The 23,532-nt window shown below is 34.5% G+C and carries 29 protein-coding genes; all 29 read right to left on the reverse strand.

Annotated features, from left to right (window positions below):
* Positions 1-82 precede the first annotated feature (82 nt).
* Positions 83-364 carry a CD1845 family protein gene (locus L6651_RS03395; RefSeq protein ID WP_237036618.1) on the reverse strand — a complete coding sequence of 94 codons (282 nt, stop codon included), beginning with the start codon at positions 362-364 and terminating at the stop codon, positions 83-85.
* 63 nt (positions 365-427) lie between these two features.
* Positions 428-2,344, reverse strand: coding sequence for a lysine--tRNA ligase (gene lysS, locus L6651_RS03400; protein ID WP_237036619.1), 1,917 nt, complete (start codon positions 2,342-2,344; stop codon positions 428-430).
* Between the two features lie 2 nt (positions 2,345-2,346).
* Complete coding sequence (gene greA, locus L6651_RS03405; protein ID WP_237036620.1) at positions 2,347-2,823, reverse strand: transcription elongation factor GreA; 477 nt, start codon at positions 2,821-2,823, stop codon at positions 2,347-2,349.
* 101 nt (positions 2,824-2,924) lie between these two features.
* Entirely contained in the window at positions 2,925-5,039 is a 2,115-nt protein-coding gene (locus tag L6651_RS03410; protein ID WP_237036621.1) for a molybdopterin-containing oxidoreductase family protein, read from the reverse strand.
* Positions 5,040-5,126: 87 nt separating this feature from the next.
* Positions 5,127-6,377 carry an ABC transporter substrate-binding subunit SaoX gene (gene saoX / locus L6651_RS03415; protein ID WP_237036622.1) on the reverse strand — a complete coding sequence of 417 codons (1,251 nt, stop codon included), beginning with the start codon at positions 6,375-6,377 and terminating at the stop codon, positions 5,127-5,129.
* A gap of 72 nt (positions 6,378-6,449) precedes the next feature.
* Positions 6,450-6,845 (reverse strand): MerR family transcriptional regulator, encoded by a 396-nt coding sequence (locus tag L6651_RS03420; RefSeq protein WP_237036623.1) that lies wholly within the window; start codon positions 6,843-6,845, stop codon positions 6,450-6,452.
* Between the two features lie 36 nt (positions 6,846-6,881).
* Entirely contained in the window at positions 6,882-7,364 is a 483-nt protein-coding gene (saoC, locus tag L6651_RS03425) for a Cys-Cys-COOH (seleno)protein SaoC (RefSeq protein ID WP_237036624.1), read from the reverse strand.
* 1 nt (position 7,365) lies between these two features.
* Positions 7,366-8,451 carry an efflux transporter SaoE gene (gene saoE / locus L6651_RS03430; RefSeq protein ID WP_237036625.1) on the reverse strand — a complete coding sequence of 362 codons (1,086 nt, stop codon included), beginning with the start codon at positions 8,449-8,451 and terminating at the stop codon, positions 7,366-7,368.
* Positions 8,452-8,572: 121 nt separating this feature from the next.
* Positions 8,573-8,905: a DsrE-related protein SaoD gene (gene saoD, locus L6651_RS03435; protein ID WP_237036626.1), complete on the reverse strand. Its 333-nt coding sequence runs from the start codon at positions 8,903-8,905 to the stop codon at positions 8,573-8,575.
* Positions 8,902-9,042: a hypothetical protein gene (locus tag L6651_RS09500; RefSeq protein WP_156331311.1), complete on the reverse strand. Its 141-nt coding sequence runs from the start codon at positions 9,040-9,042 to the stop codon at positions 8,902-8,904. The genes saoD and L6651_RS09500 overlap by 4 nt, the downstream gene beginning before the upstream one ends.
* A 38-nt stretch (positions 9,043-9,080) precedes the next feature.
* A complete protein-coding gene (gene merB, locus L6651_RS09505) occupies positions 9,081-9,344 on the reverse strand; it encodes an organomercurial lyase (RefSeq protein WP_465221313.1) in 264 nt (87 codons plus the stop codon).
* A 179-nt stretch (positions 9,345-9,523) separates the two neighbouring features.
* Positions 9,524-10,312 (reverse strand): ABC transporter ATP-binding protein SaoA, encoded by a 789-nt coding sequence (gene saoA / locus L6651_RS03445; RefSeq protein WP_237036627.1) that lies wholly within the window; start codon positions 10,310-10,312, stop codon positions 9,524-9,526.
* The gene (gene saoP, locus L6651_RS03450; protein ID WP_416389100.1) at positions 10,309-11,073 is read right to left on the reverse strand and encodes an ABC transporter permease subunit SaoP; all 765 of its coding nucleotides are present in this window, start codon (positions 11,071-11,073) and stop codon (positions 10,309-10,311) included. Before saoP ends, saoA begins: the two co-directional genes overlap by 4 nt.
* Positions 11,070-11,582 carry a hypothetical protein gene (locus L6651_RS03455; RefSeq protein WP_237036629.1) on the reverse strand — a complete coding sequence of 171 codons (513 nt, stop codon included), beginning with the start codon at positions 11,580-11,582 and terminating at the stop codon, positions 11,070-11,072. The genes saoP and L6651_RS03455 overlap by 4 nt, the downstream gene beginning before the upstream one ends.
* A 48-nt stretch (positions 11,583-11,630) precedes the next feature.
* Positions 11,631-11,846, reverse strand: coding sequence for a hypothetical protein (locus L6651_RS03460; RefSeq protein ID WP_237036630.1), 216 nt, complete (start codon positions 11,844-11,846; stop codon positions 11,631-11,633).
* Positions 11,839-12,102, reverse strand: coding sequence for a thioredoxin-like (seleno)protein SaoT (gene saoT, locus L6651_RS03465; protein ID WP_305067680.1), 264 nt, complete (start codon positions 12,100-12,102; stop codon positions 11,839-11,841). The genes L6651_RS03460 and saoT overlap by 8 nt, the downstream gene beginning before the upstream one ends.
* A 128-nt stretch (positions 12,103-12,230) precedes the next feature.
* Positions 12,231-13,190, reverse strand: coding sequence for a tRNA dihydrouridine synthase DusB (gene dusB / locus L6651_RS03470; RefSeq protein WP_237036632.1), 960 nt, complete (start codon positions 13,188-13,190; stop codon positions 12,231-12,233).
* The gene (locus L6651_RS03475) at positions 13,168-13,965 is read right to left on the reverse strand and encodes a type III pantothenate kinase (protein WP_331473717.1); all 798 of its coding nucleotides are present in this window, start codon (positions 13,963-13,965) and stop codon (positions 13,168-13,170) included. The genes dusB and L6651_RS03475 overlap by 23 nt, the downstream gene beginning before the upstream one ends.
* A gap of 83 nt (positions 13,966-14,048) precedes the next feature.
* Positions 14,049-14,513: a DUF5673 domain-containing protein gene (locus L6651_RS03480; protein ID WP_237036634.1), complete on the reverse strand. Its 465-nt coding sequence runs from the start codon at positions 14,511-14,513 to the stop codon at positions 14,049-14,051.
* A complete protein-coding gene (ftsH, locus tag L6651_RS03485; RefSeq protein ID WP_255784616.1) occupies positions 14,503-16,422 on the reverse strand; it encodes an ATP-dependent zinc metalloprotease FtsH in 1,920 nt (639 codons plus the stop codon). The genes L6651_RS03480 and ftsH overlap by 11 nt, the downstream gene beginning before the upstream one ends.
* Before the next feature lie 10 nt (positions 16,423-16,432).
* Positions 16,433-16,987 carry a hypoxanthine phosphoribosyltransferase gene (gene hpt, locus L6651_RS03490; protein ID WP_237036635.1) on the reverse strand — a complete coding sequence of 185 codons (555 nt, stop codon included), beginning with the start codon at positions 16,985-16,987 and terminating at the stop codon, positions 16,433-16,435.
* On the reverse strand, positions 16,977-18,332 hold the full coding sequence (tilS, locus tag L6651_RS03495; RefSeq protein WP_237036636.1) for a tRNA lysidine(34) synthetase TilS: 1,356 nt from the start codon (positions 18,330-18,332) through the stop codon (positions 16,977-16,979). The genes hpt and tilS overlap by 11 nt, the downstream gene beginning before the upstream one ends.
* A 33-nt stretch (positions 18,333-18,365) precedes the next feature.
* Positions 18,366-18,767, reverse strand: a complete 402-nt coding sequence (locus tag L6651_RS03500; protein ID WP_237036637.1) for a S1 RNA-binding domain-containing protein — start codon at positions 18,765-18,767, stop codon at positions 18,366-18,368.
* Positions 18,768-18,837: 70 nt separating this feature from the next.
* Entirely contained in the window at positions 18,838-19,128 is a 291-nt protein-coding gene (locus L6651_RS03505) for an FtsB family cell division protein (RefSeq protein WP_237036638.1), read from the reverse strand.
* Entirely contained in the window at positions 19,125-19,367 is a 243-nt protein-coding gene (locus tag L6651_RS03510; protein ID WP_237036639.1) for an RNA-binding S4 domain-containing protein, read from the reverse strand. Before L6651_RS03510 ends, L6651_RS03505 begins: the two co-directional genes overlap by 4 nt.
* Before the next feature lie 41 nt (positions 19,368-19,408).
* A complete protein-coding gene (locus L6651_RS03515; RefSeq protein ID WP_237036640.1) occupies positions 19,409-20,338 on the reverse strand; it encodes an HAD family hydrolase in 930 nt (309 codons plus the stop codon).
* 7 nt (positions 20,339-20,345) lie between these two features.
* On the reverse strand, positions 20,346-20,786 hold the full coding sequence (gene rpiB, locus L6651_RS03520) for a ribose 5-phosphate isomerase B (protein ID WP_237036641.1): 441 nt from the start codon (positions 20,784-20,786) through the stop codon (positions 20,346-20,348).
* Positions 20,787-20,794: 8 nt separating this feature from the next.
* Positions 20,795-22,549, reverse strand: coding sequence for a pyruvate kinase (pyk, locus tag L6651_RS03525; protein ID WP_237036642.1), 1,755 nt, complete (start codon positions 22,547-22,549; stop codon positions 20,795-20,797).
* A 15-nt stretch (positions 22,550-22,564) separates the two neighbouring features.
* Complete coding sequence (gene pfkA, locus L6651_RS03530) at positions 22,565-23,524, reverse strand: 6-phosphofructokinase (protein WP_237036643.1); 960 nt, start codon at positions 23,522-23,524, stop codon at positions 22,565-22,567.
* Positions 23,525-23,532: the final 8 nt, after the last annotated feature.

The raw sequence follows: 23,532 nt of genomic DNA on the forward strand, positions 1-23,532 counted from the left end.
TTACCTCCTTTCTTTGAAATAAAAAAAAGACGACAGAATTATTACCTTCTATCGTCTACGATTGTCTAATATTTATTTTTCTTCAAATTGAGTTTATTGTATAGTTTAATAATTCTAATAATCCAATAACATATATACCTAATTTAGGTAATCCAAATGGACTAAATAAAAATGCTAATATTAGTGCTTCAATTACAATTTGCTTATCTCCTTGAAATATGCTAGCTAATCCAATTATAAAAATTAAAGTAGAAACTACGCTTAACAACGCAGTACTCAAACTTAATATAAAAGTGAAAAAAGCTATGAGCAAACTCAACACTAATCTTATCGGTAATAAAATTATTCTAATTATCCATCTCATACATACCCCTAAAAATTAAACTGGGATTCATAACAAACCCCAGTTTCATAATTAGCGTGTCCTTTAATATAATTTTGATCCTGCTGGAATATTATCATCCAACATTATTAAGTTAAGTTTTTCTTCTCCGTCGTACTCACAAATTGCAGATATAATCATACCTTCTGAGTCGATTCCCATCATCTTACGTGGAGGAAGATTACAAATCGCAAGCAATGTCTTTCCAATTAAGCTCTCTGCGCTGTAATATTCCTTAATACCAGATAAAATAACTCTTTCTTTTTCAGAACCATCATCTAATGTAAATTTCAATAGTTTTTTTGACTTAGGAACTTCTTCGCAGCTTTTGACTTTTACAACTCTAAAATCAGATTTTGAGAAAGTTTCAAAGTCTACCATATCTTCAAATAATGGTTCAACTTTCACTTTTGAAAGGTCAATCTCTTCTGTCGTAAGTTTGTCGTAAGTTTCGTAAGTTTCTTTTGATGAATCCCTATTTTCTGCCTTTTCTAAGCCTATTGGCTTCATTGTTGGGAATAGTAACACGTCTCTTATTGATGATTGATTTGTTAAAATCATTATAAGTCTATCTATTCCTATTCCAAGGCCTCCTGTTGGTGGAAGTCCTACTTCAAGTGCATTGATAAAGTCGTAGTCCATCATTTGAGCTTCGTCATCGCCTTTTTCTCTGGCTTCAACTTGCTTTTGGAATCTTTCTTTTTGATCAATTGCGTCGTTTAACTCACTAAATGCATTTGCGATTTCTGCAGCGTTAATAAAGGCTTCAAATCTTTGAGTAAATCTTGGATTTTCAGGATCTCTCTTAGCTAGTGGACTGATTTCTACTGGATGTTTTGTAACGAATGTCGGTTGGATTAGATGTTCTTCACAGAACTCTTCAAATACTTCTGAAATAACTTCCCCAACGCTAAGTCCCTCATCTAGTTTTAAGTCCTTTGACGCTGCAAGTTCATATGCTTTGTCTACGTCTGTAACTTCTGAGTAGTCTAATCCCGCATATTCTTTTATTGCATCCACCATTGAAATTCTCTTCCAAGGTGGTGTTAAGTCAATTTTTTGTCCTTGATACTCTATTTCAGTTGTCCCATTAACTTCTTTTGAAACAAAGGCAACCATTTCTTCTGTAATTTCCATCATATCTTCATAGTCGCCATATGCTTGGTATAGTTCCATTGCAGTGTATTCTGGGTTATGTGTTGCATCCATTCCTTCGTTTCTAAACATTCTACCCATTTCATAAACTCTATCAAATCCACCTACAATAAGTCTCTTTAAATAAAGTTCGTTTGCAATTCTCAAGTACATATCAATGTCTAATGTATTGTGATGTGTGATAAACGGACGGGCGTTTGCTCCACCGGCAATAGTGTTTAGTATAGGTGTATCAACTTCAAGGAAGTCTCTATTGTCTAAGAACTTTCTTATGCTTGATATTATTTTGGATCTCTTTTCAAAAACATGTTTTATTTCTGGATTCATAATTAAATCCACATATCTTTGTCTATATCTTAAGTCGGGATCCTTTAATCCATGGAATTTTTCTGGAAGAATTTGAAGTGATTTTGTGAGTAGTGTAAGTTTTTTAGTTCTTATACTAATCTCTCCAGATTTAGTTGTGAAAACTTCTCCTTCAACTCCTACAATGTCACCAATATCAAGTCCCTTAATGGATTCGTATTCTTCTTCTCCAATGTCGTTCATACGATTGAATAATTGTATTCTTCCCGTAGAATCCTGAAGGTCCATAAAGTTTACCTTACCATGACCTCTTTTTGTCATAATACGGCCAGCAACCTTTACAGATTTTTCTTCATAATCATCATAATTGTCAATAATATCTTTGCTATGAATTGCGCCTCTAAAATTTTCTATTTTGTGAGGGTCTCTTCCCTCTTCAACTAATGTCTTTAATTTTTCTCTTCTAATTAGAAGCATCTCATTAAGATTTTGTTCTTCCATTTTTACCTCTTTATCTCTACTATTTCATATTCGAAACTTCCCGCTGCAGTTTCAACCACAACCTTTTCTCCTTCTTTTCTTCCTATACAAGCCTTACCTACTGGAGACTCATAGGAAATCTTTCCGTTAAAAGGATCTGATTCTGCAGAACCAACTATTGTAAATTCTTCTATTTCGCCATCTTCTAAGTCCTTTAGCTTAATAGTTGAACCAGCAACAACTGTGTCGGTTTTTATATCGTCATCGCTAATTACCTTAGCATTTATCAACATATGTTCCAAAACTAGAATTCTATCTTCAACTTGAGCTTGTTCGTTCTTAGCTTCGTCATATTCCGCATTTTCTGAAAGGTCTCCAAAACCCCTTGCCACCTTTATTTTGTCAGCAACTTCTTTTCTTCTTACGGTCTTTAAGAATTCCATTTCATCTTCTAATTTCTTATAACCTTCTTTTGTTAAAAGAATTTCTTTATCTACCATATCTTACTCCTAAAAAAATAGTAAGCGAAAGACATCTTTCGCCGCATTACTCAAATTATAGTAAAATTCGGCGTTAAAGTCAAGATATTAGCTTATTACGGCTATATCTTTTTGATTTCACAAAGTAGTTGTTTGAAAACCGGAAAGCCCGTTACTTCATCATAGTTTGAGTTGTCGGTCAATGTGTTGGTGTTGGCACGCCTCCAAAACTCACCTTGAATTGGGCTGCCTCCACCAAAGTTAAGTTCGGTGTCACCCTTTAATATCTCTCTAGTGGTCCTTGCGAACACTTCTATTTCTCCTCTTCTGGTACTAACAAGAACCTTATCTCCGTCTTCAATTCCCCTGTCCTTTGCATCTTCCGCATTCATATAGATATAAGGTCTATCTTGATGCTTCAAAAGTCCATCTATATTTAAGTGTTGTGTTCTAAATGTGGTTTGAATTCTTGCTCCAGTATTTAGTACAAGAGGAAATTCATCTTTTATGCCACTTTCACCTTCTAAGGTTTCCTCTCCTACAACAAATTTTGGTAGTGGTTCGTAGCCATAAGTTTTTAAAATTGTGGACTCAAACTCAACTTTACCTGTTGCAGTTGGGAATCCTTCCTTTCCGTCCTCTCTTAACTTGCCTAGTTTATATTTTTCGTATTCTCTTTCATTTTTATTCTTATAAACATAAACTCCATCTTCCTTTAATGCCTTAAGAGTTTCTGGCTCGTTATAGAATGCAAACTCAAGAAGTTCATCTTCATCCTTTGGATACATGTGGCCATATCCTAGGGCATCTGCAATTAAGTGCATGATTTGAATATTTGGCTTAGCCTGTCCAATCGGTTCAACCAATCTCTCTCTAACTTCCACCTTGTTTTTGTATACACAATAGGATTTATCTTCGTAGTATGTTGTGGCAGGTAAGACTACATCTGCATATAGACAGTCCTTAGACATAAATCTATCTACAGTTACAAAAAAGTCTAGTTTCTTTAACATCTCTTCATAAAGTTCTGATTGTGGGAATACGCTGGTAACTGCGCATCCTATGGAAAGCAGTCCCTTTACAGCATATGGTTTTTCTTCTAAAACAGCTTGAGGAAGCTTTGTAAGTTGAGGCGATTTCATAAACTTATCGAATAGTGGAAACTCGTCACTTCCAATCCTCTTGCAATAGGTTTCATTATTAAATCTCTTTACTCTGTCAGGTTTGCCCTTTGGGGAAATCAAAAGGCCACCGGGCACATCCACATTTTTAGTCATAAACCAAAGTAGGTATAGAGCTCTAATACTTTGCATTCCTGAGTTAGTATATTCCAGGCCTGTATACATTCTAAGTGCAGACTTGTAATTTACAATTGTATCTGCAATGAACTTTATATCCTCTTCTTTAACGCCAGTTCTCTCTTCACATGACTTTAAATCAAAATCTTTAATGTATTCTCTATACGAATCAAAACCATGGGTATATTTTTTTGCAAAGTCTTCATCAAAAGCATCTTGTGAATTTAAATAATTAAAAATAGTATGTATAAGCACACCATCCATACCGGACTTAATTAAGATATACTTATCAGCAACTTCACACATTCTGCTCTTATAGTGATCAATAACTATTACCTTTGCTCCATTCTTTTGAGCCTTTAAAATAGTTTCGTATTCAAAAGCTGGAGATGCAGTTGGTGGATGAGCTCCCCAAATAAAAATGTATTCTGCATTTTCATAATCTGGAGAAAATCTATTTCCAAGCATTCCAAAGTTTATCATTGGTGCAAACACACCAAAGGATACATAGCATAGTGATGAGACAGAACCATTGTTAGGAGAACCCAGCGGTGCAAAAAAACCAATTTCTTTGCCAGAATCAGCACTTAAATTCACAAAGTCCGATGTGGAGTTTTCAAATCCACCTCTACCTACAACGGACGCCAGGGCTTGTGCTCCATTTTCTTCAACTATTTTAGAATATTTTTCTCCTATTAAACTGATTGCTTCATCCCAAGTAGCTTCTCTAAAAGAAAACTCTCCCTTTGCTCCAGTTCTTATTAAAGGAGTTTTTAACCTGTCTGGAGAGTTTAAAATATCATCAGAATAAAAACCTCTTAGACATAATGCACTGGCAAAATTCTTTTCAGATTTTTTTATCTTTTTAATTCTTCCATCTTCAATATCCAAAGCCACATGGCATTGACCTGGACATATTCCACATATACCTTCTTTCATATTAATCCCCCTTATTGTTCATGTTAATATGATATCAAATATTTAGATATTTGTTAAATAAAAAATCGGAGTTTCCTCCGACTTTTATTACTTTTGTTCTTTATATACTTCTGGAATTTTAATGTCGTTTCCAACTTCATTGTCAATTCCATCTATTTCTTTAGCTTTCTTTAACCAGTCTTCAAAGCTAATTCCTACAGGGAATTTTTCATCAATTTTATCTTCCTTAGTAAAATCACTGAAGGATTCTATTCCTGATTCTTTAACGAAGTTAAGATTTACAAATTCATCAAGCTTATCAATTCTTGGTCTAAAATTTTCATCAATATTGTATTCATCGTATTCTTTTACGAAGTTATCAATATTTTCTTGATTAAATTCCCAAGTAAGTGTTCTACCTTCTGCTATGGTCTTCATATAGATTGTCATTAGACCAACTTCAGGTGCTGTACCAAATCCATCAGCAAACATCATAGCTGCGTTATATGGATGGTCATATAAGTATTTAAGTGACATTGCATGTGCTACTAAAAGTCTTTGTGCAACTTCTGGATGTTCTTTTTTGAAGTTTTCATTCATTGCATATATACAGCACATTCCCCAACCATGTTCATGGTCATTATCTCCTTTAGTTTCGTCAATAAGTCCGCCCCAACCTACAGCAACAACTTTTCCAAGTCCTTGGTATTCACATTGTGATGCAAATGGGTCACAACATGAGAAAGCTGAAATTTGTCCAGACTTAAGCGCCATTGGGGCGTCTTTTTGTGCCATCTTTATGATTTCAAATTGATCTTTGTCAGTTGGTAAGCCAAGTTTTGCTGCCCATTTAATCCATTCAGGATTGTTTTCAGGGTCTGCAGTAATCGCAAGCTTCTTGCCTACTAAATCCTTAGGATCCTTAATATCATTTGCAACAACTAAGTATCTTGATCCTCCAAGGTGATTTGCTGCAGCCATTATTATTGGAGCTCCTTCGGATCTTGCATTTAGTGCACCTTCAATGCCCATGTATCCAACATGCATTTCACCTGTTGTCATGGCCTGTGCTATGTTTGTGTTATTTGTCTTTGTAACTGTTACATTTAATCCTAAAGCTTCATAAATTCCTGCTTCTTCCCCTATAATAGCTCCTACCATATGGTCACAGTCATTATATCCCATTTGAATTTTTAAATTCTTATCGGCTTCAGGGATTTCTGGCAAGTCATACTTTGCCGCTTCAGCCTTTGCATCATATGCTACTTGTTCAACATTTCCAGCTGAATTGTCTTTACATGCTGCAAGTGAAAAAAGCATTGATGAAATAAGTAAAATAGATAAAATCTTTCTTTTCATTTTCAACTCTCCTTTTATTTGATATATCTATATGTTTATTTTAAACCTTAAACTTAACTTAAAGGTCAAGAGTTATTCATCTAAACCTTCAATATAATGACAAAAATGTCCTTTACAACAACTTACAGTATCCCCTTCTAGAAGATGTTCTATTAAAAGTTCTTTTTCTTGTTTCAATCTGTTAATTTCCTTGTCAATGTCTTCAATCTTTTTTCTCATATGGCTAGTTACATAGCTACAAGTTGAATTCCCACTTCTCTTAAGCATAATAATATCCTTGATTTCTTCCAGACTAAACCCCAAGTTCCTTGCCTTTTTTATAAAGTTTAAATTTTCCACATGGGACTCATCATAATCTCTATAGCCATTTTCTAATCTTTTCACATCCATTAGTAACCCCTGTTTTTCATAATATCTTATTGCAGAGTCACTAAGTTCTGTTAATTCGCATACCTCTTTAACTTTCATAATCTCTCCTTACTTGACCCAAGTAAAAAAATCCTATCAGCAAACGCCCATGCCCTCTGAAAACAAATTGTGAAGATGTTTGTCTTCAATTCTAAAGATACCATAACCATATTGTCCCCTTTTTGAACCACTTACAACAAATTCATTTGGCGGACTATTATCTATGTCTTTTAATTCAATTTTTTGATTTTCATATGGCGCTCTACTTTCCTCTGAAAAATAGATTTCTTTTCCTGAGTCTATAGCTACTACTAAATGATTTGCCTCTTTAGTCTTTCTAAAAATAATAATTAGGTCATCTTTGCCGTTACCTGATACATCTCCAAGCTTGCACTTCAAAACCTCTTTTCCTGGAAATTCATCATAAAATGCCTGCAACAAGTAATGATCTTTTTCAACTCCAAAGTCGACCTTTTTATATTTTATATTGTTCCTGTATCCAAAATAACCTAAAAGCAAAGCAATAATTATGATTAAGACTTTCCTTAAAATTATACTTTTATTTTTTTCTGCCTTCATATTAATTGTCCTTTTTAGAATAATAATAATTTCTTAATTTAAAGAATGCCGATTTTAGAAAAAAATAAAAGACAATGGCTGAGCAAACATACTTAACCCACTCTGGGAATGATAACATCATCTTGTTAGCATAGCTTATTGCATTTGTAACTTCATCATATTCCATTTGCCTTTGAAATCCTGGCATTAATAATTTATTTGTCATAAATCCTATAAACATAGCGTATGCAGAAATAACAACAGTATAAATCGTTGCAGTTCTCTTTCCAATCATTTTACCAATACTTATTATTTCAGGAATATTTGTTGCCGCCCCTGCCATTAGAAATGTTATTGCAGCTCCAGGAGATGCTCCCGATGCAATTAGCGCTGCAATTAATGGTATATGACCAACTGCACATACATACATTAATGCCGCAAGTACTGCAACATTCCAAAGTGATAATAGCCCTGGGTCTCCAAGGTATTTTTGAATAAATGACTCTGGGAAAATTGTTAATACAAAACCTCCAAACAACATTCCATATACAACATACTTACTAAGTGTAATGGCAAAGTCGTTTCTAACCCATTCCATTCCTTCTGATATTTTTGTCTTAATGCTTTTTTTCTTTTCTTCTTCTAAATCTATATGGCTTATCTCTTCTGCAACCATTTCATTTCTAAGCTCTTTGCCAGAAACTAAGTTTCCTATAATTCCGATTATTATTGGTAATGTAATCCCTGCAAATATATTAATTAATGCTATTTGCTTTCCAAGTAGTCCAAAACTAAGTATTAACGCCGCAGGGTTTAATACCGGTGACGAAGCTAGAAATGCTAAAGTTGGTCCAGCATATGCCCCCGAATAGTAAAGACTTATTCCTATGGGAACAGAGCCACAGCTACATACTGGTAGTAGCATTGAATATCCTGTTATTTTAAATATTGAGGATATCTTTGTATTTCCCAGTGACTTTTGTAGTCTTACTGGTGAAATTATATTTCTCATTAGACCTGCTATGAGTAAGCTAATTACAAGCCATGTTGAGGCTCCGTTAAGTAACTCTACAGATCTTAAAATTATCTCTTTAATATAATCAAACATCTATCTCTCCAAACTCTAAAGCTAAAATATAATCAAACATCTATCTCTTAAAACTCTGAAGCTAACTTTAATGTTGTCTAGAATTAAAAACCGTACCACCGGTTTTAATTCTGTCAAGCTCTTAAATAGTTATAACTTGATCTAAATTTGCGTCTTTCAAAAGTCCATATAACATAGGGAAGCAACCTATATGTGCTCCTTTGATTAGCTTGTCTTCAATTTCTCTTTCATAGACACATTGATCGCATGCTAATACTACCATGTTCTTTTCATCAATTAACTTTTGAATTCTTCCTCCTAAGTCGGTGTTGTCTAACAACGTGAATGTATTGTCAAAAACAAAAAACATTCCAACGACTTCTGCAACATGTTCTCCAGCTTCCATTTGAGGAATAATCATATCCCTTAAAATCTTTCTGGAATTGCTTGAACTAACAACATAAGCTACTCTCATTTCAATACCTCACTATAAAATATTTTTTTGCCTACTTCAAAAGCTTTATCTAAGCTTAATCCATAGGTTGTTTCATAGTCTAATTCATTGTCTACAAAGTAATCCTTCATCTTTTTTTCATCCAGAAAAAAGTTCATTACGTTTCAGCAACATGCTGACCAATCTTCAAACTCGTTTAAATCCACATGGATACAATGAATACCTGGACTACTTTTATAAACAATCTCCCATTCTTTACCACTACTTTAATTGGTTCTCCACTGGTTGAACATACGGAATCAATTTCCAAGTCCTGCCAAAATGTAAAGTAGGATCCAAGGGAGTCTATGGCACACATTGAGTAATACTCTCTTCCATCGCTAAGTGTAATGTGATGAGATGTTGGAAGCCCTGAGACAGGATATGCAAATTGTATCTCTTTGCCTTCCTCATCTAGTATAAGCTTCCTTTTTTTATCAAACTGTCCAGCGTTTTAAACTTTGAACATTTTGAAATAGGAAGTACTCCACCTTCATCCACCATAAGATTTAAAATATCAATTCTATCTTACGTTCTTCAGGTGCTAAAATCTCTTCATTACATTCAACTTCTTTTATACCAATAGATGTTTTCATTTATTTATTTATTTTCAAAATTCACCTCCACTCCTTTCTTTTTTCTACTACCTGCTTCAATAAATTTATTAGATAAAAGCCCTACATATTCTTTGAATTTTTCATCCTCTGGATTTCTCGGGCTATCTAACTCTATTTTTTCATTAAGAATAATCTCTCCATAGTTTGTAGACATTAAAATTACTCTGTCCGATAGATAAATCGCTTCACTAACATCATGGGTTACTATTATTACCGTTAGATTTTCTTTTCTAAATATATCAAGTAACTCATTTTGAAGGCTCTGTCTCATTTCAATATCTAGGGCACCTAGAGGCTCGTCCATTAAGAGTATTTCAGGTTTAACAGCCAAGGCCCTTACTAAAGCCGTTCTCTGTTTCATACCTCCAGACATTTGATGAGGGTAGAGATTTTTATGCTCTTTAAGTCTAGAAATTTCCAGTAGGTAATCCAGTCTTTTTCTCTGTTCTTCTAAACTCATCTTCGCCTGTTTCATTGGGAAGAGTATATTATTTTCAACGGTCTTCCAAGGATATAGGGCGTAGTTTTGAAACATAAAAGCCTTATCTGGTCCAGCTTTTGTAACCGGTTCTCCATTAAGTAGAATAACGCCACTGTCCTGTTTTTTAAATCCTGCGATTGTTGTTAACATAGTGGTTTTCCCACAACCTGAAGGACCTAGTAATGTTACTATTTCTCCCTCTTCCACATTAAAACTTATATCATCTAAAACTATCCTTCTGCCTTGTTTTTCTTCAAATCCTTTACATATGTTTTTTACTTCTAGTTTCAACTTATATACCTCCATGCGGTAAGTTTTTTATTTAATAAAAGTAAAAACCTATCCAAAATAAATCCAATCAAAGCTGATAACATCATTAGCGCCAATAACCTATTGGTCTGCATCATTGACTGTGCTTGTAACATCTCATAACCGATACCAGCACTTGTCGCGATGAACTCCGCTCAGATAACGGACATCCAGCCTGCGCCGATGGCAAGCCTTGCACCTACAAGAATATGAGGCATGGATGCTGGAACAACTACATTCACAAAAGTACTTCCCTTTGAAGCACCCATACTCTTTGCGGCGTTATAATAATCCTTATCTATCGATGCAACTCCTGAAGATGTATTCATAATAACTTGAAACACCCCATTAAGTGCAATCATAAATAGTGTTGGTCCGTCTCCAATTCCTAACCAAATAATTGAAAGTGGTACCCATGCCATCATAGGTATTTGCCTTAGGGAGTTTACAACACCACCTAAGATGCCTTCAAATATTTTTGATAGACCCATTGCCATTCCTATGGGAACTCCTATAAGTACAGCTATAAGCCAACCTTTAATTACTCTTGACATTGTTATTCCTATATTAGTCATAACTTGTTTACTTGTAATATTTGCGTAAAATTCTGTAAATGTAGATTTTGGTGTTGGCAATAACAGTGGTATGCCTACTTTGGTTGAGGCAATTTGCCAAGCTATAAGTAATATAATAACAAAACCATATTTATAGACTTTTTGACTGAACTCTTCAGATTTCATCATTGTTTTAAATCTATTTTTCTTAATTTTACCTTCCAAATTTCATTCCTCCTTTCATCTTTCCCAAATTTAAATTTAAAATAATTTGGATTTGGATTTTTATTGTATTCTAAAACCATTTTGTTATAAGAATCTAAAAACTCTTTGAATTTTTTATCCTTAAGGATTTTTCTATTTGCTATTATTACATTTGAACCATAATCGCTGTCAGAAACATTTTCAATTTCACCTTCTAAATTAGAATTAATAAGCCCTATATCTATAACATAACCATCTATTTGGTCGCTTTCATAGGCGTAACCAAAGCTGTGGGGACTCATGTATTCAATTTCTGCATCAACATATTTTTCTCTAATAAAATCTGAAAGATAATCCTTATTGCTTGTAAGTCCGATTTTTTTTACATTATTATCTTTTTTAATTAACACATCTGTATTTTCAGTTATGGTTCCAAGCAAAACAAAATCATCACTAGCTTCTATGAATTTATCTGCGGCATCAGTACAAATCATAGCCACATCATAAACATTTGATTTCAATGACCATTGAGCAGTTGGTGCTCAGCAGTCCTTTAAGTAGTAGGTTTCAATTTCAAAATCAAACTCGTTTTGACTTATAACCTTTTTTAAAATTGATCCTGCCATATCATCTCCCGCACCAATCCTTAAGGTTGCGGTCTCTTCACTCTCAGGAAAAATCACTATTAGTGCTACAATACCGATTATTGCAACGATTAATAAAAAATTTATTAAAAAACCATTATTATTTTTATTCATTTAAATTATCAACTGCCTGAGCAATTTCTTTTCTTATGTTCTTTACACTTAATCTAGTTACTTTCTTTTTTTCGTTAATAATCATGGTGCCTTGAAACATCATTCCGTATTTTTTTAAAGCCTCTATGTCCTTACCTTGACTATAGAGTTTAACTTCAACCTTATCTCCAAATTCTTTTGCCACATCCTTGACGTTTCTCCCTATGGAGTCACAACTTGGTCAAGTATTAATAAATTCTACAAGTACCTTATTCAACCACTCACTCCTTCTAGTTATAATACTACTCGTCTATTTAATAATTATATGCAAAATAAAAAATAAGTCAAACAGTTAATCAATCATCATTTGACTTATTTGCATTTCGAAATTGTAATGATTTATTATTAGATGCTAGTTAAATACTCATCTAAAATTTCTTCCACCAATTCTTTTTTGTCCACTGTGTTTATTTTATTTTTTAATTCCTTGGAGTTTCTAAATCCCTTCAAGTACCATGCAATATGTTTTCTCATTTGTGTTACTGCAACTCTTTCTCCAAGGTATTCGCATTTTAAATTTAAATGCATTTTAATTAGCTCTATCATTGTAGCTATGTCGGGCTTTTCCATTCTACTAAATAGATATGGATTTTCTAGCGCTCCTCTTGCAAGTAAAATTCCGTCACAATTTGTTTGAGCAAACATATTTTCAATATCCTCTGGCGTATTCACGTCTCCATTTCCTATAACGGGAATTGATAAATGACTCTTTAGTTTTGCTATGGCGTTCCAGTCCGCTTCTCCAGAGTAAAATGCATTTCTAGTTCTTGGGTGAAGGGTTACAAAGGACACTCCCAGCTCTTCACAAATTTTTCCAAGCTCAAGGTAGTTGATGTTGTCTTCGTCCCATCCCAGTCTAAATTTTACGCTAACTGGCTTTTGGGATGCAGTTACAACTTTATCGATAACTCTCTTTGCCAGGTCTAAGTCCCTCATCAATGCAGAGCCGTCTCCATTTTTTACAATCTTTGGCGCAGGGCATCCCATGTTTATGTCTATGGCTTGAAATCTGTCGTCATGATTTAAATAACTTTTAACTACTGATTCCATAATGTCTGGGTCACTTCCAAAAATCTGTATGCTTAAGGTGGTTTCATCACCCCTATCCATAAGCGTCTTTGTATTTTTATCTTTGTAGTATAGTCCCTTTGCAGAAACCATCTCTGTAAAGTTAAGTCCCGAACCAAGTTCTGACACAATTTTCCTAAAGGCTCTGTCGGTTATTCCCGCCATTGGAGCCATAAATAGGTTGTTATCCAGTTTTAGTTTTCCAATTTCCGTTTTATTTCTTAAAATTTCTTTCATATATTAATCTAAGGCCTTCCATTGCAAGCTCTTTGTCTATTTTATTAATATAGCTGCTATGTTGTGAAATAAGTCCTGCAAATCCTCCCGTTCCTATTACACTAACTTCTTCTACTTTCAAATCCTCTTCTTCTAAAATCTTTTTTATTAAAAAGTCTATCATACCGATGTATCCATATACAATCCCTGATTGCATACTCTCTCTTGTGGTCTTTCCTATTACACTTTTAGGTTTGGTTAAGTCTATCTTAGGTAGTTTTGCCGTTCCTGTAAATAGCGCGTTTGATGAAAGCTCTATACCTGGAGCAATTGCCCCTCCCATGTACTCGCCATTTTTATTTATATAGTCAACTGTTATGGCAGTGCCTAGGTCAACCACTATGGTCGGTGCTTTATACTTGTGATATGCACAGCTTGCAGTAACAAGCCTATCCATTCCAACTTCTTTTTTATTTCCATATCTATTTACAATTCCTAAATCCTTCGCCATTGTAACTAAGTATGGCTTTTTATTTAAATATCTCTTACATGCGGACTCCACACATCGTAGCATATTTGGCACCACTGAAGACATTACAATATCTTCAATGTCACAAACTTTAAATCCACTACTTATTAAAAAAGATTTTATTTCCAGTCCCAGTTCGTCAGATGTTTTTTCAACCTTTGTGGACATGACCCATTGATGAACCAATTTATCTTCTTCAAACACACCAAACTTCATATGGGTGTTTCCCACATCTATAACTAATAAAATAATATCACTTCTTTCAATTTATTATTCACAAATTATTACCCCCTAGCCATTGCTTAGGGGGTAATATAATTTTATCATAGTTTTATTAACATTAGTAATTTTTATTTATTTTTCTTTTTTCTCTTTATTATTGTCATGACTTCATCTTTGTTATCCGGTGAGATTGGAATAATTTGTCTTGGGCTCTTTGTGGCATTAGTAAGAATTTCTAAATTCTTAGTTGTGTCATTGTAACCCCATTTTTTTATTTTATCCCAGGTTGTAAACTTAGTGTTATATAGTATTCCATCTTCATAAAAATAAATCTTTTGATATGAGATATATGCAAATCCTATTCCGGAAAGTAGATATACGGCACCAAAGTAGTCTTTAGCAACTAATGTGTATGCTCCTAACATCATAAGCATAATTGATAAAAATCCTATTAAAAATTTGGATTGTGGTGTATAGTATGCTATTAGTTTTCCAGTGGCAGCCTTTTTTGCATGGTAGCCCAAATAGACCTGTCTAATTACCACAAGTAAAATAATAATATAGAGAATGTTTAAAAAATCTTTATACTTCATTTTCACTATCTCCTGAAATTTTATCTTCTATTTTTTTCTCATCTTTCTGTACTTTTTCTAAAAGCTCTGGTGGTTCTTCCTTGATTTCCTGATTGCTATACTTATAGAAAATTTCTTCAAACTCTTCTGCTTTAATGGTTTCTTTTTCTAGAAGAACTTTTGCAAGTTTATGAAGTAGGTTGATGTTTTCTTCAAGGAGTTTAAGTGCCTTATCAAAGGCATCGTTTATTACTTTCCTCATCTCTTCATCTATTTCATATGCAACTCTATCGGAATAATGTTTTGCTTTTCCAAGTTCTTTACCAACAAATACTTCGTCTGATTCAAAGTCGTACATAATCGGTCCAAGCTTTTCGCTCATACCATATTGGGTTATCATTGCCCTTGCAATCTTTGTAGCTCTTTCAATATCGTTAGATGCTCCAGTGGAAATGTCATTTAAAATCAAATGCTCTGCACATCTACCACCAAGTAGAGTTATGATTTCGTGCTTCATCTCGTTTTTAGTCACATAGGATCTGTCCTCTTCTGGCACGAATGAAGTAAAGCCTCCTGCACGTCCCCTTGGAACTATGGTTATCATGTGAACAGGGTCCGTATCTGGAAGAAGTCTTGACACAATTGCATGGCCCGCTTCGTGGTAAGCTGTAAGCACTCTTTCCTTTTCAATAACAACTGCAGATTTCTTTTCAGGTCCTGCCACAACTTTTATTGTAGCTTCGTCAAATATATCGGGAGTGATAAGTTTCTTATCTTCCCTAGCTGCAAGAAGTGCCGCTTCATTTGTCAGGTTCTCTAAGTCCGCCGGAGTAAATCCTGTTGTTGACTTGGCAATGGCGCTTAGGTCCACGTCTGGGGCAAGCTTTTTATTCTTCGTATGCACATTTAATATTGCTTCCCTCTCTCTTACATCAGGTATGCCAATATAAACTCTACGGTCAAATCTACCTGGTCTAAGAATTGCCGGGTCCAAAATATCTGGTCTATTTGTGGCAGCCATAACGATTATACCTTCGTTTTTACCAAAGCCGTCCATCTCAACTAGCAACTGGTTTAAGGTTTGTTCCCTTTCATCATGGCCTCCTCCAAGGCCTGCACCTCTCTTACGTCCTACTGCGTCAATTTCATCTATGAATATAATACATGGTGAGTTCTTTTTGGCATCTTTAAATAAATCTCTAACACGTGACGCACCAACACCAACGTACATTTCAACAAAGTCCGAGCCTGAAATACTAAAAAATGGAACACCAGCTTCTCCTGCAACGGCCTTTGATAAATAAGTTTTTCCCGTTCCTGGAGGTCCAACTAGTAGAACGCCTTTTGGAATTCTCGCTCCAATCTCAATATATTTCTTTGGATTTTTCAAGAAGTCAACTATCTCTTGAAGCTCTTCCTTCTCCTCTTTTAGTCCTGCAACATCATCAAAGTCCACATTAGTATTTTCTTTGTATAGCTTTGCCCTGCTCTTACCAAAGTTTGCAGCATTACTTCCTCCACCCTTTTGCATTTGGCCAATAAATAGATACCAAACCACAAATACGGTAAAGGCAAAAAATAAAACATTTATTAAAGTATTCCAAATTTTGCTATTATCTTGCAGCGGCCTTGCCTTTAGTTCGATGTTCCCCGACTCAACTTTTTCTTTGATATAGTCATTATAGAAATTTTCTGACATGTCGTCAGGTAAATAGGCACTAAATGTCTCTTCGCCCTTCTTTGTAGTTATGATTACATTATTTCCCTGTCTAGTGACGGTCTTTACATCATTGTCCTCTATATAGTTAATCAGTTTGTTTACAGATATTTCCTTGGAGTTATTAAAGCCCCTGGAAAATACAGAAACCAGTACCAAGAAAAATAGTAGAGGCCCTATATAATAAAATATATTTCCTGCTTTTTTTCTCAATTTGTCCTCCTTAGCTGTAGTATTCTTCCTTTAGTGAAGCTATAAAAGGTAAATTTCTATGTTGTTGACTATAGTCCAGTCCATATCCAACGATAAATTCGTCTGGAATTTTAAAACCTACAAAGTCAACATCCACATCTACAGTCCTTCTTTCAGGTTTGTCTAATAATGTGGCAACTGCAACTGAAGAAGCTCCCCTGTCCCTAAGATTTTTTGTTAAGTAGTTTAAAGTGTTTCCAGAGTCAATAATATCTTCAACAATAAGTACATCTTTCCCCTCAATATCTTCTTCTAAGTCCTTTAATATTCTTACAACTCCTGAAGACTTTGAGCTAGCTCCATAACTTGACACTGCCATGAAATCCATTTTAACTTCTAAGTCAAGTCTTATAATAAGATTTGACATAAAAATTACAGCTCCCCTTAATATCCCAACTACAAGAAGCTCTCTCTTGCTGTTCTTATATTTTTCAGATATTTCCTTTGCCATTTCATCAAGTCTTTTATTTAATTCTTCTTCTGAAATTAAAATATCTTTGATGTAGTCCATATTTTTATTTAACATTTTTCTCCTCCAATCTAATTTTTATAACATAGTCGTCATTTGAACAAACTTTGTAATTATGAGTTCTTTTTAAACCTGCAATCAATATTATATCATCTTTATACTGTAAAATAGGCATTTTCCCTCGAAGATGTTTAGGAACTTTTAAGTCTATCAAAATGTCTTTAACTTTCTTAGTAAAGTTTTTTAATCTAATCTTATCTCCATCTCTTCTAGCCCTTACGACTATGCCTTCTTCAAGAAGCTCTGCCGGAAAAATAAATTCATTCTTCTTTAGCTTTATATTATTATTTTCCACAACTGAAACTTCAATTAAAAAGTTTCCAAAATTATATTTACCCTTTTCCTTGATTATAAAATCTAATATATTTATATTATCATCAAGATTTGTTAAATATAGATGTCCATATGCCATGTAGAACATAAAATTATTAATATAAAACTCACCGCTGCCCTTTAAAATAATCTTTCTTATGGACTCCACATTGTTAAAGGAAATATCTTTTCTATCACCATTTATAGCTTCATAGGCCTTTAATATTAACTTTCTTTGAATGGCAACATGATGCTTTTTGAAATCTTTACAATTTAATTTATAATAATCTCGCTCAGGGCCTATTAGGTTTAGACCGTCTGCATAATCTTCTAAAAATTCTTCATTTGACTCAAGGATTTTGGAAGATCTAACTAGGGAGTCTATAAAATTTTCATTTATTTCACTTTCAACATATGGAATAAGCACATTTCTAATTTTATTTCTCAAGTAATCATTTTCAAAATTGGTCTTGTCCTCTACAAAGGGGATATTGTTTTCATTTAAAAAGTTTATTATCTCAGTTTTCGTTATGTTGATTAAGGGCCTTACAATATTATTGTTTTTATCACTTATGCCTGAAAGTCCTGCGCCTCCTGCACCTCTAATCAAGTTTAGTAGTATGGTCTCCGCATCGTCGTTTTTATGATGGCCAACAGCAATGACCCCACTTTGAAACTCACTCATTAAAACTTCATTGAACTTTTCATACCTTATACGCCTTCCTGCATCTTCCACAGATATTTTATGCTCTTTCGCATATCCATTTACATCCATGTGAAAAGAGATACATTTCACCCCAAGGGAATTGGAAAAATCTTTAGAAAATTGCTCGTCCTTGACCGCATCTTCCGCCCTTAACTGATGGTTAATATGAACAGTAATAAGGTTATATCCAAACTCTTTTTTCAGTTCATTCAGTGCATATAGTAGCATTACTGAGTCTGGTCCGCCGGAAAATCCGATTACAATATTTTCTTCATCTTTTATTAAGTTGTTTTCTTTAATGTATTTTTTTATTTTATCAATCATGGCCTTAAAAAAATAAAACCGGTGCTCCCGGTTTTAATAGTTCTTTGTTTTTCGATTGCCCATTTTTCTTTTATTATCACGGGTTCTCATTTCAACATATTTTTCATTTGATTCCTTTAAAAACTTATTAAGCTTATCTTCAAAGGATAAATCTTTTGTGGCTTCGTCAACATTCCATTCAATTTCCTTTGGAGCGTTAACTTTCTTCTCAGCTTGCTTAATGGATAGGCTCACCTTTCCATCTTTAACCGAAAGCACTTTTACTTTAACTTCATCGTTCACTTTTAAAAAGTCTTCAACTTTTTCTACATAATCATTTGATATCTCAGATATATGTACTAGACCATTTTCACCCTCAGGAAAAGAAACGAATGCACCAAACTTAGTAATTCCAGTTACTTTTCCTTCCAATATCTGTCCAACAGAAATAGACATTTACTAACAAATCCTCCTAAAATATTATACTTAAAATTATACGTAATCTAAAGAAATTGTCAATATATTTTTACTTTTCTTTAACAAGATATTCTTTAGGTTTAATCATGCCAAGTTTTTCTCTAGCAACCTTCTCCGCGAACTCTAAAGTTTCTCTATTTTTATAATCTTTTTTTAATTGTGATATATCTTCAATCAGTTCTTGCTTCTTCTCTGTGTAAGAGTTAAGCTGTTTTTCATATTCAGATATCTTTATGCCTTGCTTTGCCAGTGCATATGGAAAATAGGTAAAAGTTAATATAAAAAGAATAAAAATCAAATTGCTCTTTCTTCTTTTTGAACTCCTCTTTCTTTTCATCATTCGATCCTTTCCACCATTTCAGAAGCATCTGCCTTTTTAGGATTTTCTAAAAGTTTTAAAACTTTCACCTTTATAGTTCCCGTTCCAAAACCAACTTCTATAATGTCTCCAACGGAAACTTCGTCCCCTGCTTTGCAAACCTTGTCGTTAATTTTGACTCTCTTTCCATCACAGGCTTCTTTTGCAACGGTTCTTCTTTTTATAATTCTTGAATTCTTTAAAAATTTATCTATACGCATAACTACCTCTCATTTAAGTATATCAAACTTTTGTGGTTTTTCTACACTAAATAGAAATCATTTATTATTTTTAAACTTTTTTCAAGTTCACCTTGGGCTTTTGTGTCTTCATAAAGTGGATTTATAAAAACTTTACCATTTTTTTCTTTGGATTTTAAATCCCTTTCCAAATATCCCACAAGTCTTGAGTCGTCTTTTAATGCGAGCCTAAATAAATCTTTCTCAGAAAGATTTGATTTTTTAATTTCCTTTTCAAGTATGTGGGCCTTTAAATATAATTTACTTCCATAATCTAAAGAAGCGTACTCTAAACCAGTGTCATTATTCAAAAGGATTTCAATAATGGTATTTAAAAGGTTCATATCTTCTAAAATAATATCTGCGGCAGATTGATTTATGGAAAAGTCGAAATCTTTTTTTGCAATGGTATATAGTCCGGCGTTCTTAGCAGCCTTTATTCCAGCAAATGAATCTTCAACGGCAATGCAGTTCTCGTTTTTAAGTCCAATGCCAGACACCGCCTTTAAATATATTTCATTGTCTGGCTTTGGGTTTTCAACCAAGTCGCCGCCGATTATAAAGTCAAAATAATCTTTTATGCCAGTCTGCTCTACGGCCTGGGTAATTGTCCTCATGGATGAAGATGATGCAAGGGCAAGTTTTAATCCCTTACTCTTTAACTGTGAAAGGGCTTCATGCACATATGGAAAGAGTATGGTCTTATAGTCAATGTTTTCACCCATATATCCACTTCTAAAACGATGCATAAAGTCACCATGGTCAAAGTCATCTTCGTAATAAAAGGCAATTACATCCCTTGAGTCCTTTCCTGAAAGGCCTACAATTTTTTTAAAGTCTTCTCTATCTACTTTTTTACCGTCGGATTCAATAAGGCGGATAAGTGCATTATAATAGTATATTTCACTATTTATAAGCACTCCGTCCATATCGAAAATAATTCCTTTAATCATACTTCTATTAACATCCTTCATAGTCAGAGATAATCTTTAATCTGTTTGCATGTCTTCCACCTTCGTACTCAGCGTTAAGGTATTCAGAAACTATCATCTTAGCAACTTCTGAACCTACAACTCTTCCACCGATGGAAATTATATTGGCATTGTTGTGAACTTTTGCCATCTTTGCAGAGAACACTTCATTTGTTACTGCACATCTTATTCCCTTAACCTTGTTTGCAGCTATGGAAATTCCTATTCCAGTGCCACAAAGTATTATTCCGCAGTCAAAGTTGCCCTTAGCCACTTCTTCTGCAACTTTAATGCCAATATTTGGGTAGTCTGCCTTCTCGCCAATCTTTACACCAAAGTCTGTAACTTCATGGCCCATTTCTTTAATGTAATCTATTAATTCTATTCTTAATTCTGCGCCACCGTGGTCGCTTCCCATTGCTATCTTCATTTGTCCTCCTATAAAACTCTTGCTGATCCCTTGTAAACTGCTCCTGATGAAGAGTCTACAGTTATAATCATCTCATCATTTAAAATTGACATTGCATCCTTTGCTCCAATTACAGTTGGCTTTTTAAAGTGAAGTGCAAGAATTGCACCATGGGATGTAAGTCCACCCTCTTCAATAACGACTGCTCCAGCTCTTTCAAAGAAAGGAACTAGCTCCTTGTCTACAGAACTTGTAACTAAAATATCTCCATCTTTAAATTTATTTATTAACTCTTCTTCAGTATTGCCCTTTTTAACAAGGCCTATTACAGATTGTTTTCCAATTCCCTGTCCATTAATAACGACTTCACCAATGGTGTGAACCTTGATTAAGTTAGTAGTTCCACCAATACCCGCCGGCACTCCTGCAGTTATAACTATTAAGTCCCCTTGTTTTACAAGATTTTCTTCTAAGGCCGCCTTAATTGACTTGTCAATAACTTCGTCGGTACTATCGCACATTTCTGATATAACAGGGTAAACGCCCCATGAAAGTGCAAGCTTTCTCATAACAGACTCATCATAGGTTGCAGCTATAATTCTCATATTTGGTCTTAGTCTTGAAACAGCTCTTGATGTGGAACCAGTTGTTGTCGCCGTTAATATGGCCGATGCACCAAGTTGTTCAGCTAAATCCCTTGTAGCATGGCTAATTGAGCTTGTTGTGTATCCATCAACCCAAGTTGTTCTTACCTTTGTACTGTCTTTAAAGTCCTTTGAGTTTTCTGTTGACATAGCAATTTCACTCATAACTCTAACGGCTTCAACTGGATAAGAACCTGCTGCTGTCTCTCCAGATAACATTATGGCATCTGAACCATCTATAATTGCATTTGCCACATCTGTAACTTCTGCCCTGGTAGGTCTTGGATTTCTTATCATGGAGTCAAGCATTTGAGTTGCTGTTATAACTGGTTTTCCAGACATATTTGCCTTTCTAATTATATCTTTTTGAACTAGTGGCATAAGTTCTGTCTTTGTTTCAACTCCCAAGTCTCCCCTTGCAACCATAATTCCATCAGAGGCATTTAATATTTCAGTTAGGTTGTCAACACCTTCTTGAGACTCAATCTTGGAGATGATTTGAATATCTCCTCCACCATTTTCCTCAAGAATTTTTCTAATGTTTATTACATCATCTGCTTTTCTAATAAAGGATGCGGCAACAAAGTCAATTCCATTTTCAATTCCAAAAACTAAATCTCCGTAATCTTTTTCTGTAATTGATGGAAGATTAATTTTTGCTCCTGGAACGTTAACACCTTTTCTGCTCTTTAAAATACCATAGTTTAAAACTTCAGTTATTATATCCGTATCAGTAACGTCAACTATTTTTAAGTTTACAAGACCGTCATCTATTAGAATATGTCCACCTATGTGAACATCTTTTGGCAAGTCCTTGTATGATACGGAAATCTGACTCTGATCTCCAAGAACTTCCCTTGTGGTTAATGTGAAAGTATCACCAATGGAAAGTTGAATCTGTTCCACTGAAAAGTCTCCCAGTCTTATTTCTGGACCCTTTGTATCAAGCATTATAGCAACTGGAAGTTTAAGTTCTTCCCTAGCTTTTTTTATATTTTCTATTCTTTTTAAATGTTCCTCATGATTACCATGGGAAAAATTTAATCTGCACACATTCATGCCTAAGCTCATCAGTTCTTTTAATATTTCTAAACTTTCTGATGCGGGGCCTATGGTGCATACTATTTTTGTCTTTTTCATAAAATCCTCCTGATTTTAAATGGATATCTCCTGTGCCATATCATATAGTTCTTCGTTTAGGATATGAGGTGTTTCAATTGCATCATCAAGTGAAACATCAATAATCTTTCCTGCTTTATAAGCCATTGCCAAGCCCGATTGACCGTCAATTAAAAGTTTTACTGCACGATTTCCCATTTCACTTCCAAGTAGTCTGTCGTGAGGGCTTGGGGAACCTCCCCTTTGAACATGGCCAAGTATAGTTACCTTCGTATCCACCTGTGTTATCTCTTCAATTTTTTCCTTTAACACATATGGCCTTCCTACTCCCTCAGCCATAACTATAATATGATGTAGCTTACCTCTTTTTCTACCTCTTTTTATCTTATTCATAATCGATTCTAAATCAAGGGGCTTTTCAGGTATAACTATACTTTCAGCTCCTGACGAAACTCCTGCATATAGTGCCAGGTCGCCACATCGTCTTCCCATTACTTCCACAATATTCGCTCTACCGTGGGATGATGAAGTATCTCTAAGTTTACTTACAGCTTCTGTAACTGTATTTACAGCAGTGTAAAAACCGATGGTGGAGTCAGTGTAGCCCATGTCGTTGTCAATGGTGCATGGTATTCCTATAACCTTAACTCCCATATCATGTAAAACCTTGGCTCCTTTAAAGGATCCGTCTCCTCCTAACACCACTAGGCCATCAATTCCAAAATCCTTTAATATTTGAAAGGCCTGCTTCTGTCCCTTTTCCGTTTGAAAATCTTCTGATCTAGCAGAACCTAGTATCGTTCCGCCCCTTTGTATTATGTCTGCAACGGATGACACATTCATTTCATATATATCGCCGTTAATCAGTCCATCATATCCAAATCTAATTCCCATTACTCTAAGTCCATTAAATATGGCTGTTCTTGCTACAGCTCTAATGGCAGCATTCATTCCTGGAGCGTCTCCTCCGCTGGTTAAAATGGCAATTGTCTTCATATACACCT

This window comes from Mediannikoviicoccus vaginalis (genome assembly GCF_928097925.1).
GTDB classification, from domain to species: domain Bacteria; phylum Bacillota; class Clostridia; order Tissierellales; family Peptoniphilaceae; genus Mediannikoviicoccus; species Mediannikoviicoccus vaginalis.

Coding starts and splice junctions, on each gene's coding strand:
- L6651_RS03420 (WP_237036623.1), bottom strand. CDS start 6,845: ATGAAAGTTAAAGAGGTATGCGAATTAACAGAACTTAGTGACTCTGCA.
- L6651_RS03460 (WP_237036630.1), bottom strand. CDS start 11,846: ATGAATAAAAATAATAATGGTTTTTTAATAAATTTTTTATTAATCGTT.
- saoE (WP_237036625.1), bottom strand. CDS start 8,451: ATGTTTGATTATATTAAAGAGATAATTTTAAGATCTGTAGAGTTACTT.
- L6651_RS03395 (WP_237036618.1), bottom strand. CDS start 364: ATGAGATGGATAATTAGAATAATTTTATTACCGATAAGATTAGTGTTG.
- pfkA (WP_237036643.1), bottom strand. CDS start 23,524: ATGAAGACAATTGCCATTTTAACCAGCGGAGGAGACGCTCCAGGAATG.
- tilS (WP_237036636.1), bottom strand. CDS start 18,332: ATGATTGATAAAATAAAAAAATACATTAAAGAAAACAACTTAATAAAA.
- L6651_RS03515 (WP_237036640.1), bottom strand. CDS start 20,338: ATGATTAAAGGAATTATTTTCGATATGGACGGAGTGCTTATAAATAGT.
- saoD (WP_237036626.1), bottom strand. CDS start 8,905: ATGAGAGTAGCTTATGTTGTTAGTTCAAGCAATTCCAGAAAGATTTTA.
- greA (WP_237036620.1), bottom strand. CDS start 2,823: ATGGTAGATAAAGAAATTCTTTTAACAAAAGAAGGTTATAAGAAATTA.
- dusB (WP_237036632.1), bottom strand. CDS start 13,190: ATGAAAGAAATTTTAAGAAATAAAACGGAAATTGGAAAACTAAAACTG.
- pyk (WP_237036642.1), bottom strand. CDS start 22,549: ATGAAAAAGACAAAAATAGTATGCACCATAGGCCCCGCATCAGAAAGT.
- saoC (WP_237036624.1), bottom strand. CDS start 7,364: ATGAAGGCAGAAAAAAATAAAAGTATAATTTTAAGGAAAGTCTTAATC.
- saoX (WP_237036622.1), bottom strand. CDS start 6,377: ATGAAAAGAAAGATTTTATCTATTTTACTTATTTCATCAATGCTTTTT.
- rpiB (WP_237036641.1), bottom strand. CDS start 20,786: ATGAAGATAGCAATGGGAAGCGACCACGGTGGCGCAGAATTAAGAATA.
- L6651_RS03510 (WP_237036639.1), bottom strand. CDS start 19,367: ATGCGTATAGATAAATTTTTAAAGAATTCAAGAATTATAAAAAGAAGA.
- L6651_RS03455 (WP_237036629.1), bottom strand. CDS start 11,582: ATGATTTGTACTGATGCCGCAGATAAATTCATAGAAGCTAGTGATGAT.
- L6651_RS03500 (WP_237036637.1), bottom strand. CDS start 18,767: ATGTCTATTTCTGTTGGACAGATATTGGAAGGAAAAGTAACTGGAATT.
- L6651_RS09500 (WP_156331311.1), bottom strand. CDS start 9,042: ATGAACTTTTTTCTGGATGAAAAAAAGATGAAGGATTACTTTGTAGAC.
- lysS (WP_237036619.1), bottom strand. CDS start 2,344: ATGGAAGAACAAAATCTTAATGAGATGCTTCTAATTAGAAGAGAAAAA.
- hpt (WP_237036635.1), bottom strand. CDS start 16,987: ATGTTAAATAAAAATATGGACTACATCAAAGATATTTTAATTTCAGAA.
- L6651_RS03410 (WP_237036621.1), bottom strand. CDS start 5,039: ATGAAAGAAGGTATATGTGGAATATGTCCAGGTCAATGCCATGTGGCT.
- L6651_RS03480 (WP_237036634.1), bottom strand. CDS start 14,513: ATGAAGTATAAAGATTTTTTAAACATTCTCTATATTATTATTTTACTT.
- L6651_RS03505 (WP_237036638.1), bottom strand. CDS start 19,128: ATGATGAAAAGAAAGAGGAGTTCAAAAAGAAGAAAGAGCAATTTGATT.